This window comes from Thalassospira sp. HF15 (assembly GCF_011806525.1).
GTDB lineage: Bacteria > Pseudomonadota > Alphaproteobacteria > Rhodospirillales > Thalassospiraceae > Thalassospira.
In genome coordinates this window covers 343513-361293 of record NZ_JAAVKI010000002.1, presented here as the reverse complement: position 1 = coordinate 361293, position 17781 = coordinate 343513, and the positions used below count along the sequence as shown (strand labels likewise).

Sequence of the window (17781 nt, the reverse complement as noted above, 5' to 3'; positions counted from 1 at the left end):
TCAGGCCGCGCGTTTGCGGCGCAGGATATCGATGATTTCGGCCTTTTGCGGATCGGCGTGAAACGCATCTGCCATGATGATCACACCCTTGGTGCCGTCATTGGCCTCGATCATGAACAGCGTTGCCTCGTCACCCGGATCGGTACCGTGGTCGGTGCTGTTGGAATGGACAAGGCGCAGTTCATCAGGGCTGTAAAGCTTGCCGGTGCCGTCGCTGCGCACACCGTCTTCTTCTGCCATGAAATGATGTTCAAAACCGTGTTCTTTGGCGTTTGCCTGAAGATCAGCCAAGTTCATTGCGGGCCTCCTCGATCAAAAATGTCTCGTAGGAATAAAACGCAAGCCTTGGCTGCTTGTTCCGAAATCAACCCTGTTTGCGGCGCAGGTGATCAATCAGGTCGGCCTTGTTCGGGTCGGTATCAAAGCTGTTGGGCACAATCAGCATGCCGCGCGTGCCATCACTGGCTTCGATCATGTAAAGGGTGGCGTCATCGCCCGGATCGGTTCCGACATCAACAGAACGGCAATCAATAATGGTGAGGTCATCGGGGTGATATGTCGCCTGTTTGCCATCGCATGTCACATGGCTTTCCGATGCGCTGAACACATGCGAAAAGCCGCGTTCACGGGCCATATCCTGTAATTCGATCAAGTTCATGATGGTCCTCCGTTCGGTGGATGCTGCCATTAGGCAAGCGTTCATCAGACCCTATCATGAAATCTGCCCGGCGTATTTGCGCGTGCGCAATCTGGCGGAAAGCGATGTCCTATTTCGGATCAAGCGACATCTTCATGCCTTCGTGGCTGGCCACAAAACCAAGCCGTTCATAGAAACGGTGGGCATCCTTGCGGGTCTTGTCGGTGGTAAACTGCACAAGCGCTGCGCCAAGTGATTTTGATATCGAAATGGATTGATGGATCAGCTTCTCGCCGATTTTCTGGCCGCGTGCTGTGCCTGCTACCCGAACCCCTTCGATCTGGGCCCGAAGCTGGCCGCGCCGCGACAGTCCGGCAATCAGGGTCAGCTGCAAACAGCCGACAATTTCCGTTCCTTGGATCGCCAGCAGGTACTTGTTGGGCAGGGCATCGGTGGACTGGGATTCCATGGCATCAAACGCGGCGTAATAGGCATCCGGAAGCGGATCAGTGAATTCCTCGCGGGTTTTGCCTTTTTCATCATCGGCCAGAAGGGCAACGATGGCAGGCAGGTCATCGCGGGTGGCATAGCGGAATGTGATGTCCGCCGGTTCGGTGCTGTTTGACATTGGTATCCCTTTCCTGATGACGAGACATCATGGGCAAAGCCAGATGAATTCACAAGTCGCCAAAGGTCTGGGATTGTTCACCTTTGGTGCATGGGGTCCCCGCCAAATGGCAATGATGCCGCCTGTGTGTTTGTCAGGCGACATCATTGCTGGGTTGGCAGGAAGCATGGACCAAAACCGGCACGGGGATGGGGGAATAATGCCGGTCCTGAACCAGGTTTCCTGCAATCAGAGGGGGTCAGTGGTGTATGGCTTAAGCGAGACCGCCATTGGCCCGGATGGTCTGACCATCCACCCAACCGGAATCCGTGCCAGCCAGGAAGGACACCACACCGGAGATATCATCTGGTTCGCCAAGTCGTTCAAGCGGCGGCATTTTGGCAAACTGGGCAACTTGTTCGTCGGTTTTGCCATTCAGGAAGAGTTCGGTCGCGACCGGACCGGGGGCGACGGCATTAACCGTGATCTGACGACCGCGCAGTTCCTTGGCATAGACGCCTGTCATCGCCTCGACCGCGGCCTTGGTGGCGTTATAGACCGCATAACCCGGCAGTTTGAGATGCAGGGCGGTGGTGGAGAAATTGATCACCCGGCCATGATCGCGCAGATGTTTGGCGCCTTCGCGCAGCATGTTGAATGTGCCGCGCACATTGATGTCCATCATCGCGTCATAGGTGGCGTCATCCATCTCGGCAATCGGGGTGGTGGTCATGACACCGGCATTGTTGACGATGACATCAACACCGCCGAATTCGGCAATGGTCTTGTCAAACAGGGCGGTGACGGCATCCGGGCGCGCGATATCGGCCTTGATGGCCAATGCCTTGTGCCCCTGTGATTTAAGGCTTTCGGCCAGTTCTTCGGCGGCCTTGGCAGAGTTGGCATAATTGATCACAACGGCAAAGCCATCAGCCGCCAGACGTTTGGCCAGTGCAACACCAATCCCGCGCGCGGCACCGGTGATGATGGCAGTTCTGTTTTCATTGGCAGACATCAAAAGTCTCCTTGGTTTTTGAAGGGGCCTCATTTGCGATAGGCCCAATATGCCCAAGATGACTTTTTGGATAATTAGGCTATATTCGACATCATTATTCGAAAATGAACAACAATAAGGACCGCAATGGACCGGTTTGAGGAAATGCGCAATTTCGTGCGCGTGGTGGAGCGCAAAAGCTTTACCAAGGCGGCGAGTGATCTTTTGATCCCGCGCGCAACCATGACCAATTCCATCCAGCGGCTTGAAGACCGGTTGGGGACCCGGTTGCTGGAACGTACGACGCGCACGGTTAATCCAACCCGTGACGGGGACGCATATTATCAACGCTGCGTTCGGATTCTGGCCGATCTCGAAGAAGCCGATGGCAGCTTTACCAATGCCGATCCCAAGGGGTTGCTCAGGGTTAATTTGCAAGGGACGCTGGCGCGGACCTTTATCATCCCGGCACTCCCGGAATTTCAGGGTCGCTATCCGGGGATCGAACTGGTGCTGGCCGATGGTGACCGGTTTGTCGATCTGGTGCATGAAGGGTTTGATTGCGTGTTGCGCAGTGGCGATCTGGCCAGTTCATCGATGATTGGGCGAAGGCTTGCGCTTTTGCATGAGGCCACGGTGGCCAGCCCGGATTACATCGCCCGCACCGGTATGCCCGAAACCCTTGATGAGCTTAAAAGTCAGGGGCATCGGATGGTTTGTTTTTTGTCGGGTGCGGATGACAAGCCGATCCCGCTTGATTTCAAGGTTGATGGCAAACTTGTCGAGGTGATGTTGCCCGCAAGCATTTCAGTGACCGGAGCGGACAGCTATGCCGCCTGTGCCTCGGCGGGGCTCGGTATTGTTCAGGTTCCGCGCTATCGCGTTGCCGAAGATTTGAAATCCGGAAAACTGATCGAAATCCTGCCCGATTGTCCGCCGGATCCGATGCCGGTTTCAGTTCTCTATCCGCAAAACCGGCAGCTTTCAGCCCGGGTGCGGGTATTTGTCGACTGGCTTTCGGCGTTGATTGCCGGGATTGATTTTGCTGGATCAGGCCGTGCCGGACTCCTTGCTGATGATTTTGATGCGATTTCGAAATGATACCAGATGCGCCTGCCAGTAATGGGTCATCATCGGCTTGAATCGGTTGTCATTGAGGCCATTGCGACCCGGATGGCCCATGGACAGTTTTTCAAGGCCAAGATGCTCAAGCGTGATGCGGGTGTAATCGCCCTGGGCGGCAAAGCGGATGTCGACAAGCGTTGCCGGTTCTTTTGGATCCGCCATCGGCCACTGCCATTCAAAAGCAAGGCGTTTGGCGGGTTCCCATTTGGTTACCTTACCGGCACGCACGATGAAATCCGGGCGGCGTTTGTCGACTTCCTGCAAATAGCGCACGCCATCGCTTTCGCCAAATTCCATGATGCCCGGTCGATTGCCGATCAGGCGGTTGCGCGGCCCCTGTTTCCACCACTGATCAATCTCGCCTGTGAACTGGTCAAAGGCGGTGGTGGCATCGCATTCAACACGAAGCGCAACAAAGGTTTTGGCTGACATCGAAAATCCTGTCCAACAGCAAGGGCGCCGATATTTCCGGCGACTGTCCTTCTTTTGCAGAAAGCCCGCAGGCGGACAAGCAAAACCCGACCCGGCGGGGAAATTGTGCCGGATCGGGTTCTATAAAAATGCGTGTCCTGGTGGTCCGGCTGGCTTAGTAACCGATCTCGCGATTGACCAGACCGCGCGGGGTTTCACCGCGTGCCAGACGATCCAGGTTTTCGGCGATCTGATCGACCGATTCTTCAAACCGGGTGGCGGCCGCAATATGCGGGGTGATGCGGATTTTGGCGTGGTCCCAGAACGGGTGGCTTTCGGGCAGCGGTTCGGTTGCCGCAACATCCAAAAACGCGCCACGCAGATGGCCGGTATCAATCGCGCGTAGTAAATCGGCCTCGTTGATCATCGCACCTCGGGCGGCATTGATGATCGCAGCCCCCTTGGGCAGGAAGGACAGCGTGCTGCTGTTAAGCACATTTTCGGTTTCCGATGTGCGCGGCAGAAGGCAGATCAGGATATCGGACTGACCCAGGAATTCGCCCAGCGTTTCCTTGCCGGCATAGGTCGAAATGCCCTCAATCGCCTTCATCGAGCGGCTCCACCCCGAGACAGAGAAACCCAGATTGGAAAGCGACGTGGCAACCGCCGAGCCCAGCGCGCCAAGCCCCATGACCCCGACGCGGCATCGCGAAATGCGTGCAACATCATGCTGGGTCCAGTCGGCCTTGGCCTGTTGGGCGCTATAGACATCAAAATCACGCATGAAATGAAGCGCCGCATAAAGATGGTACTGCACCATCTGATCGGCCATGCCGGCATCCTCAAGGCGAATGACCGGAAGGCTTTCGGGCAGGCTGGGCGAGGAAACCACATGATCCACCCCGGCGCCGAGCGAGAAGATGGCCTTGAGGTTCGGAAGGGTTTTGATCAGGCCCTGTGGCTGTTTCCAGAACAGGGCATAGTCAATCGTTTCAGGATCGTAATTATCGTCCTCGGTGACGATATTGGCATCCGGCAGACGGTCAACCATCACGCTTTTCCACTTTTCATCATCACCGGCGGCGGAAATCAGAATATTGAGCGGGGCGTTGGCGGTCGACATCGGGGTCTCCTGATCAAAAGGTCGAAATTTGGGGCGAAAAAAGGTTCTGCACATATCAAACGCGCCAGAGCGCAAAGCGTTCCGGCGCGTCAATTGGCGCTTTGGTTACAGTCTGTCATGGACCGGCCCGGTTTCACAAGGCCGGTTGGCCGTTACCAATGCAAAGGTCAGTGGGCAAAGATCATCGCCGGATCGCGGAAGGTCTTGAATTCAAGACCATTTCCCGCCGGGTCTTCGACAAAGAAGGTGCCCTGCTCGCCCGGTTCGCCCTTAAAGCGGATCTTGGGTTCGAGGAGGAATTTGACATTGGCTTCTTTCAGCTTGTCGGCCAGTGCGTGCCATTTTTCCCATTCAAGAACCGCCCCGAAATGCGGGATCGGCACCGCATCGCCATCGACATCTCCGGCTCCTTTGTTCTGGCCAGCTTCCGGGCGGACATGGGCGGACAGCTGATGACCAAAGAAATCAAAATCAATCCAGGCCTCGGTCGAGCGACCTTCGTCACAGCCGAGGATATCGATATAGAACGCGCGGGTATCCGCAATCGATTTGATCGGGAAGGCTAAATGGAACGGGGGCAGGGATGGCGAAGACATGATCGATCTCCAAGATTATCTAACGATGTTGTGTTGGAACCACTTTAATACGTCAGAATGTGGCGGGTAAAATCAGAAGTTCCAAGTTTAGAGCGCACCATGGTTAATCTGTATTGTCAGGATAGTTCTGCAAAACATTGAAAAGATGAATTTATTTTCTACAATTCGGCCTGTCAGGCGCGGCGATAGATGCTGTGCAGCAGGTGATCTTTCTTCGGACCGGTGACTTTTATTTTTGTTTCGAAATGATCGGGCCCGTTCCAGATCATGCAGTGGTGATAAAAGTCCTCACCACAGGGATGAATGTCGCGGGCACAGAGACCTGATTCCCCAGCCTCACCCTGCTCGGTCTCTTCGCCAAATTGCAGCAGCACATAGCGATTGCCGAAACTGAGTGGATCGCGGAACAGAAGCTCGATCGCGCCTAAGTCCTCGTGCAGGACAAAATCATATTCCCGATAACCATCAAACCGTTTGCCATCCGGACGGGTCAAAAATCCCTCCTCGCGATAGCGCAGCATGTTGGGTTGTTCCGGATCGGCAGCATGAAACGTCACGTCACCGGTAAACTGCCCGGCCTCACCCAGATCGCGCGCGAGCGTCCAGTTGCCCGCAAGGGCCCGGAAAATCTCGGATGCATTGGGGATACTGGCTGTCATTTGTGCTTTCAGGTCCGCTTTGAAACACAAAAGGCAGGGCGCGTATCGCTGTCCCTGCCTTTTTATCGGGTTTGGTCTTGCTTAGGCGCCGGGCAGCATCCGCGGGAGTTTCTCACCGCCAAGGATATGCACATGCAGGTGCGGGACGTCCTGGCGACCGTGTTCGCGGGTATTGGCGATCAGGCGATAGCCGTCTTCAACCACGCCAGCTTCCTTGGAGATTTTGCCGATTGCGCGGGTATAGGCGACGATTTCGGCGTCCGAGGCATTAAGCGCAAAGTCGTCATAGCTGGTGTAGGCCCCTTTGGGGATCACCAGCACATGGGTCGGGGCCTGTGGCGCAATATCGTTAAACGCCAGCACATGGTCATCTTCATAGACCTTGGTGCACGGGATTTCGCCGCGCAGGATTTTGGCAAAGATGTTTTCCGGATCGTAGGGCTGAACGGCCATGGTGATGCTCCTGATACCTTGTCGGGACATTGCCCGGATAGTTGAGGCTTTATGCCTTAATCTTTGCTGCGCGATGCCTTTTCGGCAATACCTGAAATGCCCTGACGCTCCGCCAGGATCTTCCAGACATCTTCTGGCTTCACCCCCTGATCGGCCCAAAGCACGGTCAGGTGATAAAGCAAATCTGCACTTTCAGATGCGACCTTTTCCGGGGTTTCGGCAAGGGCGGCAATCACGGTTTCAACGGCCTCTTCGCCGACTTTCTGGGCGATTTTGGGCGTGCCCTTGGCAAACAGCTTGGCGGTATAGCTGGTTTCCGGGTCCGCACCCTTGCGCGCAGCCACGGTTGCGTAAAGCGCATCAAGGATGTGTTGGCCTTTATCGGTGTCAGCCATTTTTCAGTCCTCTCTGACCGGGATACCGGCGGCTTTCATGTGGTCTTTGACCTCGCGAATGCGATAGGTGCCGAAATGGAAGATCGAGGCGGCCAGAACTGCCGATGCATGCGCGTCGCGCACGCCTTCGACCATATGGTCCAGCGTCCCCACCCCGCCGGACGCAATAACCGGCACATGCACGGCATCGGCAATGGTTTTGGTCAGCGGAATGTTAAAGCCAGACTGGGTGCCATCACGGTCCATCGAGGTGACAAGAAGTTCGCCAGCACCGTATTCAACCATTTGTTTCGCAAATGCAACGGCATCAATCCCGGTCGGTTCACGCCCGCCATGGGTAAAGATTTCAAAGGTGTCCGGGCCGGTTGATTTGGCGTCAATCGAGACCACAATGCATTGCGATCCGAACTTGCGCGCCGCTTCACGCACGAAATCGGGATTTTTCACCGCAGCAGTGTTGATCGAAACCTTGTCGGCCCCTGCCAGCAGCAGCTTTCGGATATCTTCAAGGGTACGCACGCCCCCGCCGACGGTGACCGGCATAAAACAGGCCTCGGCCGTGCGGGCGACCACATCAAAGATGGTATCGCGGTTATCGCTTGATGCCGTGATATCAAGGAAGCAGAGCTCATCCGCGCCCTCGGCATCGTAAATGCGGGCCTGTTCGACCGGGTCGCCGGCATCGATCAGATCAACGAAATTGACCCCTTTGACGACGCGGCCGTCCTTGACGTCAAGACAGGGAATGACACGGGTTTTCAGCATGGTCTGTTTCCTGTTGGGTCGGTTACGAAAGGGCCGCGATGGCCTCTGCCAGATCAATGCGGCCATCATAAAGGGCACGACCGGAAATCGCGCCATCAATGCCAGCATCGGTATGTTTCTTGACCGCGATCAGATCATCAAGCGACGAAACCCCGCCCGAGACAATCACAGGCGTCGAGATTTCCGATGCAAGCGCCACGGTAGACTCAATATTTGGCCCACCCATCGCGCCATCACGGTCGATATCGGTAAAGATGATCGCCGCCACACCGCAATCTTCGAATTTCTTGGCCAGTTCAAGCGCGGTGACTTCGGATGTTTCCGCCCAGCCTTCAACCGCAACATAGCCATCACGGGCATCAATGCCGACCGCAACCCGGCCCGGCCATTTGGCACAGGCTTCCTTGACGAAATCGGGATTGCGCAGCGCCACCGTCCCCAGGATCACGCGCGTGATGCCTTTATTGAGCCAGTAATCAACCGTTTCCATGGTGCGGATGCCGCCACCCAGCTGGGTTTGGGCCTTGCCCGATACGGCGGCCAGGATTGAGTCCACCGCCGCACCATTGACCGGTTCACCGGCAAAGGCGCCGTTAAGATCAACGATATGAACCCAATGGCAGCCAGCGGCGACAAATTCGCCAGCCTGTGCGCCCGGATCGTCGTTAAACACGGTTGCCTTGTCCATGTCGCCGCGCAGCAGGCGCACACATGCACCGTCTTTCAGGTCAATTGCGGGATAAAGGTTCACTGATCGGTGTCCTGTATTTTCTTGGTGTAGTAATAGCCTTCGACCATCTTGCCATCGACCATCGCGTAATAGGGATTGATGCCCCAACGGACATAGCCAAGCCCGTTATACAGTGCGATGGCGGCTTCCTGGGTTTCGCGAAGGTCGAGTTTCAAAACGCTATAGCCCGCTTCACGGGCGAAATATTCGATCGAACGCACAATCGCCTTGCCATTGCCGCGCCCGCGCGCCCACGGGGAGACAAAATGACCGGAAATCTGGGCGGAGTGGCGCTGCGCTTCGAGGTTGGCCGGTGTTTCGATCAACTGTGCGGCACCCGAAATGGTGCCATCAACGCGCGAAACAAACAAATGACGCCCCGGCATCAGCAACACACCGCGCCAGTATTTTTCCATATCCGGACGGTCCGGCGGGGTCAGCCAGCCAAAACCGCCGCCTTCGACAATCGCCTGAGTACAGGCATCGACGATATCGGACAGGTCGCCAGCTGAAAGTTCAGTCACGCGTTCGGCGATTACGCCCGGTTCAATGGTATCGGATGGTGCGATCATGGCTTCCACCCCAGAAAGTTTCCAATGATGGTCAGCCCGGTTTTCTGGCTTTTTTCCGGGTGGAACTGGGTGCCGATCATGTTGTCACGCCCGATCATGGCCGTGATATCCCCGCCATAGGAAACCGTTGCCAATCGCTGATCAGGATTGGTGACATGCATGTGATAGCTGTGCACGAAATAGGCGTGATCGCCATCCGAAATACCTTTCAGCACCGGGTGCGCCTTGCCTGCCGGATCAAGAACCAGTTCGTTCCAGCCCATATGCGGGATTTTAAGGGTTGGGTCGCTGGGCTTGATCGCGACAACTTCGCCGGAAATCCAGTCCAGACCGTCGGTGACAGCAAATTCGCGGCCCACTGTCGACATCAACTGCATGCCAACACAGATGCCAAAGAACGGCTTGCCGCCCTTGATCACTTGTTCGGTCAACACATCAACCATGCCGGTGACGGCATCAAGGCCCGCCCGGCAATCGGCATAGGCGCCAACGCCCGGAAGCACGATATGGCTGGCGTTGCGGACCTTTTCCGGGTCATCGGTGACAATGATGTCGTCAGAAAAGCCGGTTTCGCGTGCAGCACGCTCAAACGCCTTGGCGGCAGAGCGCAGATTGCCGGAACCGTAATCAATAATCGCAACACTCATGGGTAGGATGGGCTCCCGGTTGAGGGGGTGGAGGTAACGGCGGGCACTGATTGTGGGGGCTGCCGCCGTGAATTCTTGAAACGTTCAAAACAGCGATGTTCGGCGTCGGTTTCATCATGACCCGCGACGATATCAACCATCTGCCAGCCCTTTGCGGCCAGTTTGCGACGCCTGAGATCATTGGCGATCAGGCCAAAGCCGATGCCGGTCAAAAGGGCAAGCGCAAAGTCCATTTCCGGACCGCCGTCAAACAGTTCGACCGCGAAGGTACAAAGCATTGAAATCACCATGAGGCCGATAAAGCCCAGCCACAAGCGATGATACAACGCCCAAAGGCCCGACAGCAGAAAGGCCCAGAAATTGAAGCCTTCGCGGATCAGGATGGCGTTTTCCATCGGGTCGGCATCGCCGGGATGGGTATGGACTGTGTAAACCTTCATCGAAAACCGGTTCTTTGAACCGGTGGCAATCAATGCCACCGGTAACTTTTCGATCAGATCGAACTGATCTGCTTACAAGGATCCGCCAAGGGTTCCCTTGGTCGACGGAATGGCATCGGACTTGCGCGGATCAATTTCGATGGCTACGCGCAGCGACCGTGCAAGCGCCTTGAAGGCACTTTCGATGATATGGTGATTGTTCTCACCATAAAGGTTCTCGACATGCAGCGTGATGCCGGCTGCCTGGGCAAAGCCCTGGAACCATTCGCGGAACAGCTCGGTATCCATATCGCCCAGCTTGTCGCGGGTGAATGCGACATTCCAGATCAGATAGGGACGGCTTGAAATATCAAGCGCGACACGGGTCAATGCCTCGTCCATCGGCAACAGGCAGCTGCCATAGCGCGTGATGCCCTTTTTGTCGCCAAGCGCCTTGGCAAAGGCTTCGCCGATTGCAATGCCGCTATCTTCGGTGGTGTGGTGGAAATCAATATGCAGGTCGCCCTTGGCCCGGACTTTAAGGTCCATCAGGCTGTGACGCGAAAGCTGTTCGAGCATGTGATCAAGGAAGCCTACCCCGGTCTCGACGTCATAAACGCCGGTCCCGTCAAGGTTCACTTCGACCATGATCTGGGTTTCGTTTGTGTTACGCTCAACGCGGGCCTTGCGCATGCAAAGCTCCTTTCCTGCAGATATTGATGCATATGACGGACCGTATGTAGCAATAAAGTCAGACAAAAGCCAGTTCTAGGTGGCTACGCAATGGCCGCAAACAGTGGTTTTGCAACCCTGATCCGGCCACCAATCGGGCTATACGGTGATCCTGGGGTTATTTCCGGGTCAGATGATTGACTTCATCCCAGTTTTTTTCGGGCGGATGATCGACAAATTCCCGGCATCTTTTGATATAGATTTCAACCAGCTTCGGGGTGGTTGCGGCGCCAAGATGGGCTGTGAAGGCATCATGTGCTTCGGCCCATTTCTGGTCGTGATAAAGGTCCATGCAGGCATCCCATGCCGCAACCTCGGCTTCCTGTTCGGCGATATTGACGAGGGCGTTTGTCGTATCGTCGCGATCCCCGATCAGTTCGAAGATATTGATGGGCGAACTTGTTCCGACCGGGACGACACGGTCGACATATCTCAGCAGGAAGTTATCCGATGCGCGTTTTGCGGTGGCCTCAGTAACGAGGATGCGCGTGCCATAAATTTTGTTCAGTCCCTCGATCCGTGAGGCCAGATTAACCGCCTCGCCAAGGGCAGTATATTGCAGGCGATGTTCGGATCCGACATTGCCGACAACCACCCGATCGGTGTGCAGGCCAAATCGGGTATAAAGCGGAAACAGCCGGGAATCCTTGGAAATCGAGTTTAGTCGGCGGCCAGCCAAGCGACAGGCAAGGGCTGCCTTGCACGAATGATCGACATGGTCGGGATCATTGGTCGGCGCATTCCAGAAAGCCATGATCGCATCACCGATATACTTGTCGATGGTGCCGTTGCCGTTGATCGTGATCTGGTGTTCCATGGCGGCCAAATAGTTCGAAAGCTCATGCGCCAGATCGGTTGGCGAATAGTTTTCGGTTTTCGCAGTAAAGCCTTCGATGTCGGTAAACATGATCGACAATTCACGCGATTCGCCGCCGATTTCCACCGGCTTGCCGTCCGACATGATTGATTTCACCACATCTGCCGGAACATAGGCGCCAAAGCTTTTGAGGCTGAGCTTCATGTTCGCCACGGCTTTGGACAGGGCATCAACCTCGTAGATATGGGATTTCATATCGAAATCGCCGCCCAGATCAAACTGACCGATCTTTTCGGCTTCTTCGGCGACGGCATTGATCTGGCGGCTCAGCATCCGGGAAATGATGGCGATCAGTATGATGGTAAAGACAAGGATCCCTGATGCGATCTGCAACACATTGCGGGTTGTTGCCTTGATGTCGCCGACGAATTCATCCTCGGGCACAATAAGACCCAGAACCGGGGCCAAACCATAGGTTTCCGGGATTGCCGCGGCGGAGGCGAGGTATTTTTTACCATCCGTTTCATCAACAAATTCAATGAAGGTGTCGGGGTTGTTGCGCCAACGTGCAATGGCGCGACTGACAATCGGGTCCGTGATCTCGCGGTTGCCGATCTTGAAAAGCGTCTCGGTGTCGTTGCTGCCATTGGGACCACTATAGGCCAGAACGCGTTGTTCCCCATCGAGCATGAAGACACGGCCTTCCTCGCCGATGCGAATATCGCCGAGGATCTGTGTGATACTTTCCAATGTCAGATCGACACCGACAACGCCCATCAGGCTGCCATCCGGGTTCATGACCCGCTTGGCAAAGGTCATGCCGGGTTTGTTGGTGCTGTTGAAGATATAAAACGGGCTTACGAAAACGTCGTCTTTTTGCTTTGCGCCCTCGTACCAGGTGCGGGTCCTGGGGTCATAGGTGACCTCGGTATATTCGATGCCGGTAAAGGTGCCCCAGTCCGATTGATAAAGGTAGGTATCAAGCCTGCTGCCCGATATTGCGTAATCAATTGTGCGATAGATGATCCGGCTTTGTTCGGGGATGGGACTGTTATTGGGGCCAAAGGTTTGAAGACCATCGGGGATCTGAACGACCTGAAAGAACCGGCCATCCTCCTCGAACCCGAAAAACAGGCCATAAATCTGTGACAGACCCTTGATCTGGCTTGCCATGACCGATCCACCGGTGGGCTCGGATATCGCATCGGGGAAGGCATTGATCATATCGGCTGTGGTGGTCACCACCTGCCCAACGGGCACGATGACGTTGATCAGGCCATCAACAGTTTTCTGCCGGGCATTTTCCATCTCGGCACGGGCGGTTTGCAGCGCAAGGTTACGATTGCTTTCATAGAGAAAGGCGACCGTCACACCCAGCATCACAACCGCAATCGTCGTAAACGCAGCGGTAACGCCAATCTGAAGCCTGATTTTCACCTGATAGAATGTCCATCATGCCAGGCGACGGAGTGCCACCTGTTCATATAATCATACCTTTAGATTAAGTCGCGATGGATGAAAAACAACATTACGTTGAGTAGTCAGGTGAAAAAAAATCGCAATGGTTACTTGGAGTTGTTCTAAACAAAATCGAACTTATCGACGTCAAACAGGCCACGATCGGTCATTTTCAGATGCGGGATCACCGGCAGGGCCAAGAAGGCAACCTGAAGGAACGGTTCTGGCAAAACGCATCCGAGATCCTTGGCTGCCTTGCGCAGATCAATCAGGTGTTCCTCGACGGTTTCAAAGGGTTCAAGGCTCATAAGCCCCGCGACTGGCAAGGCCAGCTCAGCAGTCACTTTGCCGCCATCGGCAACCGCAAAGCCACCACCCATTTCAATCAGGCGATTGACCGCAGCGGCCATGTCGGCATCGCTTGCACCGACCACCGTGATATTGTGGCTGTCATGCCCGACAGAGGAGGCAATTGCCCCGCGCTTCAGGCCAAAGCCGCGCACAAAGCTGCGCCCGATATTGCCATTGATGCCATGGCGTTCGACCACGGCGACCTTGATCACGTCATTATCCAGATCGGGTTTGAGACCGTTATCACCAATTTCTAACGTCGCTTCATCGCGGAAGGTCAGGATAAGACCCGGCTTGACCTTGATCACCGGGGTCTGGTTCTGACCCGGTTTGGGATCGCAGGCAAAGGCTTCGGCACCAACCGGTGTTGCTTTCATCGAAGTCAGGCCGACCGGGGCAATTTCTTTGCGGGCGGCAAACAGATCCTTGGTGACAAGGCGACCAGCAGCAACCACGTCGGTGACATTGCAGGCGTCAAGATCATCAAGAATGGCGATATCCGCCCGCCAACCGGGCCCGATCAAACCACGATCACGCAGGCCAAAAATGCGGGCTGCCGAATGCGATGCAGCGCGATAGGCATGATGGATTGGGCAATTACGTGCCTTCAAATGACCAATTAATCGCGAAACAAGACTATCAAGATGACCTTCTTCGCCGATATCAAGCGGGTTGCGGTCATCGGTGCACAGGGCAACGAAGCTTGAGCTGTTTTCATCGAGGATTTCTGCCAAGGCCTCAAGGTCCTTGGATACCGATCCTTCGCGGATCAGGATCGCCATGCCCTTGGCAAGTTTTTCGCGCGCTTCCTCGGCCGAGGTGGCTTCGTGATCGGTACGGATGCCTGCGGCCATATAGCCATTAAGGTCCGATCCGCGCACCAGCGGCGCATGGCCATCAATATGACCATCCTGAAAGGCTTCAAGCTTGGCCATGATGCCCGGATCAAGGTTGAGCACGCCGGGATAGTTCATCATTTCGGCCAGACCGACGACCTTTTCGTGGCTTCGAAACGGCAACAGGTCCTCGATTTCAAGCCGCGCGCCGGCGGTTTCAAAGGCGGTGGCCGGTACGCAGGATGAAAGGTTCACCCGCACATCCATGACGGTCTGCTCGGCGCAATCAAGGAAGTATTTGATGCCCTCGGCCCCCAGCACATTGGCGATTTCATGCGGGTCGCACAGCACCGTGGTCACCCCGTGCGGCAACACGCAGCGATCAAATTCCAGCGGGGTGACGAGCGAGCTTTCAATATGCAGATGGGTATCGATAAAGCCGGGGACAGCGAACTTGTCGGTGCAATCAATCTCGGTCTCGCCCGCATAGCTGTCGTGGGTGCCAACAATCCGGTCGCCGACGATTGCGATATCGGTTTGGGTGATCTTGCCGGTGATCACGTCCAGAAGCCCGATATTTTTCAGGACCAGATCCGCCTTGATTTTGCCCTGACCGGCAAGGATGCATTTGCCAAGATGGGTGTTGGAAAGATCGTTGCTGCTCATCGGTTCTGGTCCTTTTGGCGCGGATTGTTCTTGAAATTCTTTTCTGCCCCAAGGGTAAAGCATGTGGGGCGGGGATGCCTTGAATTTTTTGAGTATCTCGGCGTTGAAACTGTGTTTTGGCTGTGATGAAGGTCATGCGGGCGGGTCCGGGTGGCTTCCGCCCTTGACCGGGGCGTCTGCCGTGCTAACTCTTGGTCGAAGCAATCGAGAAGATTCAAGGATTATTCATGAGCGAACAACAAAGCTGGCATGGCACGACGATCCTGTCGGTGCGCAAGGGCAATGAAGTCGTGGTGGCCGGTGATGGTCAGGTCTCGTTGGGGCCGACCGTGATCAAGGGCAATGCACGCAAGGTACGCCGGATCGGCCAGAAGGGCGAGATCATGGTGGGCTTTGCCGGGGCAACCGCGGATGCCTTCACCCTTCTGGAACGGCTTGAAGCCAAGCTTGACCGTCATCCGGGCCAGACCATGCGCGCCTGCGTCGAACTGGCCAAGGACTGGCGGACGGACCGTTACCTGCGCAAGCTTGAAGCCATGATGGCAGTGGCGGATAAGGATGTGTCGCTGGTTCTGACCGGCCAGGGCGATGTTCTTGAACCCGACGATGGCATTATTGCCATTGGATCGGGGGGTAACTATGCGCTTGCTGCGGCGCGCGCCCTGCTTGATCAGGATCTTTCCGCCGAGGAAATCGCCCGCAAGGCCATGGAAATTGCCGGTGAGATTTGTGTCTATACCAACGGCAATGTTCTTTTGGAAAAGATTGATATCGAGGATGCCAAATAAGCAAGGCGCCAGAACTGGGCCTTGCCGCTGCATTCGTCGCAAAAAGATACGGAATAAATCATGACCCAACATTACAGCCCGCGCGAAATTGTTTCCGAACTGGACCGTCACATCATCGGTCAGAAGGATGCCAAGCGCGCGGTCGCCATTGCGCTGCGCAACCGTTGGCGCCGTCAGCAGCTTGACGAAACCATGCGCAATGAAGTGCTTCCGAAAAACATTCTGATGATCGGCCCGACCGGCGTCGGTAAAACCGAAATCGCGCGCCGCCTTGCCAAACTGGCCGAGGCACCCTTCATCAAGATCGAAGCGACCAAATTCACCGAAGTTGGTTATGTCGGGCGCGATGTCGAACAGATCGTGCGTGATCTGGTGGAAGTCTCGATTGATCTGACCCGCGAAAGCATGCGCAAGAAAGTCCGTGCCAAGGCCGAAATGCAGGCCGAGGAACGCATTCTTGATGGTCTGGTCGGCGAAAATGCGTCGTCGGAAACCCGCCAGAAGTTCCGCAAGATGCTGCGCGAGGGCGAGCTTCAGCAAAAAGAAATCGAAATCAACGTTCAGGAAAGCAGCACGGCGTCGATGCCGACCATCGATATTCCGGGCATGCCCGGTGCACAGATGGGCATGATGAACCTGAACGACATGTTCGGCAAAGCGTTTGGCAATAACACCAAACCCAAGCGCATGACCGTCGAGGAAGCCTTTGAGCGCCTGATCGATGAAGAAGGCGACAAGTTGCTTGATAATGACAAGGTCACCGCCGAGGCGATTGAAAATGTCGAACAGAACGGCATCGTGTTCCTTGACGAGATCGACAAGATCACCGCGCGCCAGGAACGCGGTGGTGATGTGTCACGCGAAGGTGTTCAGCGTGATCTTTTGCCGCTGATCGAAGGAACCAACGTCTCGACCAAGCATGGCACGGTCAAAACCGACCATATCCTGTTTATCTGCTCAGGTGCGTTCCACCTGGCCAAGCCATCCGACCTTCTGCCGGAATTGCAGGGTCGTCTGCCGATCCGCGTTGAGCTGAAGGCGCTGACCGAGGGTGACTTCCGTCGCATCCTGATGGAACCGGAAGCATCCCTGATCAAGCAGTATATCGCCCTGATGCAGACCGAGGACGTCACACTCGACTTCACCGATGATGCGGTCGATGAGATTGCCCGCATTTCGGCCAATGTAAACGAAACGGTCGAAAATATCGGGGCGCGTCGCCTGCATACGGTGCTGGAGAAGCTGCTGGATGACATCAGCTTCACCGCCACCGACCGCGGCGGCGAAACATTCAAGGTCGATGCCAATTACGTCCGCGAGCAGGTCGAAGACCTGGCCAAGGATACCGATCTTTCGAAGTTTATTCTGTAATCGAAACGTTCGATCAGACCATACAGAAAAAAGGCCAGCATTCATGTGCTGGCCTTTTTTACTTTTACTCTGAGCAGTCGTAACTTGGTCTATGATCAGGTCTTTGTACTGTATCGATTGGGGGAGTTGTCGTGTCCTACGACATTGTTTATCTGGCAGACAGACCTGACTGCGTTGATGCCTGTGCTGCATGGGCATATGGGCGTTGGGGCGTGCAAAAGCCTGATAGTAGTCTCGAAAGAGTCAGGGGCTACTTTGCGCAATGCTGTCAGAAGGACGATCTGCCGTTGACTCTGTTGGCAATCAACCAGGAGACGGGTTTGCCAATCGGCATGGCAAGCTTGTGGCCGCAGGATGGAACAGACTGGCCCGACAAGACGCCTTGGATTGCAGCGGTTTACACCTTGTACCGCTATCGCGGTCAAGGCGTCGCAAAAAGTTTGATTGATCGAATTCTCAAAGAAGCTAAACGTTTTGATATAAAAACGATTTATCTCAAAAGTGGATCAGCGGCGGGAATGTATCTGCGTCTCGGTTTCGAAGAAATTGATCGTCAACCTTCGCTGACAGCCGCCGAAGGGTTCAAAACCCTGTTTTGTAAGGCGCTTTGATCCGCTATGGCTGCTTTA

The 17781-nt window shown here is 55.3% G+C and carries 22 protein-coding genes; 4 read left to right on the top strand and 18 right to left on the bottom strand.

Annotated elements, in window-relative coordinates; all coding sequences use genetic code 11:
• The 4 genes from HED22_RS05205 to HED22_RS05190 form a co-directional block, all read right to left on the bottom strand.
• Positions 1 to 297: a phosphoribosylpyrophosphate synthetase gene (locus tag HED22_RS05205; protein WP_167719838.1), complete on the bottom strand. Its 297-nt coding sequence runs from the start codon at positions 295 to 297 to the stop codon at positions 1 to 3.
• A gap of 67 nt (positions 298 to 364) precedes the next feature.
• Positions 365 to 658, bottom strand: coding sequence for a phosphoribosylpyrophosphate synthetase (locus HED22_RS05200; RefSeq protein ID WP_167719836.1), 294 nt, complete (start codon positions 656 to 658; stop codon positions 365 to 367).
• A 109-nt stretch (positions 659 to 767) separates the two neighbouring features.
• The gene (locus HED22_RS05195) at positions 768 to 1265 is read right to left on the bottom strand and encodes a GNAT family N-acetyltransferase (protein ID WP_167719835.1); all 498 of its coding nucleotides are present in this window, start codon (positions 1263 to 1265) and stop codon (positions 768 to 770) included.
• Between the two features lie 253 nt (positions 1266 to 1518).
• Positions 1519 to 2259, bottom strand: coding sequence for an SDR family oxidoreductase (locus HED22_RS05190; RefSeq protein ID WP_167719833.1), 741 nt, complete (start codon positions 2257 to 2259; stop codon positions 1519 to 1521).
• Between the two features lie 126 nt (positions 2260 to 2385).
• Between HED22_RS05190 and HED22_RS05185 the strand changes: the two genes are divergently transcribed.
• Positions 2386 to 3339 carry a LysR family transcriptional regulator gene (locus HED22_RS05185; protein WP_167719831.1) on the top strand — a complete coding sequence of 318 codons (954 nt, stop codon included), beginning with the start codon at positions 2386 to 2388 and terminating at the stop codon, positions 3337 to 3339.
• Here HED22_RS05185 and HED22_RS05180 read toward each other — a convergent pair.
• The 14 genes from HED22_RS05180 to ade all read right to left on the bottom strand — a co-directional run bounded on the left by HED22_RS05180 (position 3289) and on the right by ade (position 14993).
• Positions 3289 to 3795 (bottom strand): SRPBCC domain-containing protein, encoded by a 507-nt coding sequence (locus HED22_RS05180; protein ID WP_167719829.1) that lies wholly within the window; start codon positions 3793 to 3795, stop codon positions 3289 to 3291. The two genes, HED22_RS05185 and HED22_RS05180, sit on opposite strands and share 51 nt — an antisense overlap.
• A gap of 154 nt (positions 3796 to 3949) precedes the next feature.
• On the bottom strand, positions 3950 to 4897 hold the full coding sequence (locus HED22_RS05175; RefSeq protein ID WP_167719827.1) for a glyoxylate/hydroxypyruvate reductase A: 948 nt from the start codon (positions 4895 to 4897) through the stop codon (positions 3950 to 3952).
• Positions 4898 to 5064: 167 nt separating this feature from the next.
• Entirely contained in the window at positions 5065 to 5493 is a 429-nt protein-coding gene (locus HED22_RS05170) for a VOC family protein (RefSeq protein WP_167719825.1), read from the bottom strand.
• A 173-nt stretch (positions 5494 to 5666) separates the two neighbouring features.
• On the bottom strand, positions 5667 to 6152 hold the full coding sequence (locus HED22_RS05165; protein WP_167719823.1) for a DUF6314 family protein: 486 nt from the start codon (positions 6150 to 6152) through the stop codon (positions 5667 to 5669).
• 81 nt (positions 6153 to 6233) lie between these two features.
• Positions 6234 to 6605 (bottom strand): histidine triad nucleotide-binding protein, encoded by a 372-nt coding sequence (locus tag HED22_RS05160; RefSeq protein ID WP_063086170.1) that lies wholly within the window; start codon positions 6603 to 6605, stop codon positions 6234 to 6236.
• 56 nt (positions 6606 to 6661) lie between these two features.
• Complete coding sequence (locus HED22_RS05155; RefSeq protein WP_167719821.1) at positions 6662 to 7000, bottom strand: phosphoribosyl-ATP diphosphatase; 339 nt, start codon at positions 6998 to 7000, stop codon at positions 6662 to 6664.
• 3 nt (positions 7001 to 7003) lie between these two features.
• A complete protein-coding gene (gene hisF / locus HED22_RS05150) occupies positions 7004 to 7765 on the bottom strand; it encodes an imidazole glycerol phosphate synthase subunit HisF (protein ID WP_064787960.1) in 762 nt (253 codons plus the stop codon).
• 22 nt (positions 7766 to 7787) lie between these two features.
• The gene (gene hisA / locus HED22_RS05145) at positions 7788 to 8516 is read right to left on the bottom strand and encodes a 1-(5-phosphoribosyl)-5-[(5-phosphoribosylamino)methylideneamino]imidazole-4-carboxamide isomerase (protein WP_063086164.1); all 729 of its coding nucleotides are present in this window, start codon (positions 8514 to 8516) and stop codon (positions 7788 to 7790) included.
• Positions 8513 to 9067, bottom strand: coding sequence for a GNAT family N-acetyltransferase (locus tag HED22_RS05140; RefSeq protein ID WP_167719819.1), 555 nt, complete (start codon positions 9065 to 9067; stop codon positions 8513 to 8515). Before HED22_RS05140 ends, hisA begins: the two co-directional genes overlap by 4 nt.
• Entirely contained in the window at positions 9064 to 9714 is a 651-nt protein-coding gene (hisH, locus tag HED22_RS05135) for an imidazole glycerol phosphate synthase subunit HisH (RefSeq protein ID WP_167719817.1), read from the bottom strand. Before hisH ends, HED22_RS05140 begins: the two co-directional genes overlap by 4 nt.
• A complete protein-coding gene (locus HED22_RS05130) occupies positions 9711 to 10193 on the bottom strand; it encodes a DUF2628 domain-containing protein (RefSeq protein ID WP_368484475.1) in 483 nt (160 codons plus the stop codon). Before HED22_RS05130 ends, hisH begins: the two co-directional genes overlap by 4 nt.
• Before the next feature lie 33 nt (positions 10194 to 10226).
• Positions 10227 to 10826, bottom strand: a complete 600-nt coding sequence (gene hisB / locus HED22_RS05125) for an imidazoleglycerol-phosphate dehydratase HisB (RefSeq protein ID WP_167719814.1) — start codon at positions 10824 to 10826, stop codon at positions 10227 to 10229.
• Between the two features lie 157 nt (positions 10827 to 10983).
• On the bottom strand, positions 10984 to 13119 hold the full coding sequence (locus HED22_RS05120; protein ID WP_167719812.1) for an adenylate/guanylate cyclase domain-containing protein: 2136 nt from the start codon (positions 13117 to 13119) through the stop codon (positions 10984 to 10986).
• Between the two features lie 143 nt (positions 13120 to 13262).
• Positions 13263 to 14993 carry an adenine deaminase gene (gene ade, locus HED22_RS05115; RefSeq protein ID WP_167719810.1) on the bottom strand — a complete coding sequence of 577 codons (1731 nt, stop codon included), beginning with the start codon at positions 14991 to 14993 and terminating at the stop codon, positions 13263 to 13265.
• 227 nt (positions 14994 to 15220) lie between these two features.
• Between ade and hslV the strand changes: the two genes are divergently transcribed.
• The 3 genes from hslV (at position 15221) to HED22_RS05100 (ending at position 17763) form a co-directional block, all read left to right on the top strand.
• Positions 15221 to 15781, top strand: a complete 561-nt coding sequence (hslV, locus tag HED22_RS05110; RefSeq protein ID WP_167719809.1) for an ATP-dependent protease subunit HslV — start codon at positions 15221 to 15223, stop codon at positions 15779 to 15781.
• A gap of 60 nt (positions 15782 to 15841) precedes the next feature.
• Positions 15842 to 17152 carry an ATP-dependent protease ATPase subunit HslU gene (gene hslU, locus HED22_RS05105; protein WP_167719807.1) on the top strand — a complete coding sequence of 437 codons (1311 nt, stop codon included), beginning with the start codon at positions 15842 to 15844 and terminating at the stop codon, positions 17150 to 17152.
• Between the two features lie 131 nt (positions 17153 to 17283).
• Positions 17284 to 17763: a GNAT family N-acetyltransferase gene (locus HED22_RS05100; RefSeq protein ID WP_167719805.1), complete on the top strand. Its 480-nt coding sequence runs from the start codon at positions 17284 to 17286 to the stop codon at positions 17761 to 17763.
• Positions 17764 to 17781: the final 18 nt, after the last annotated feature.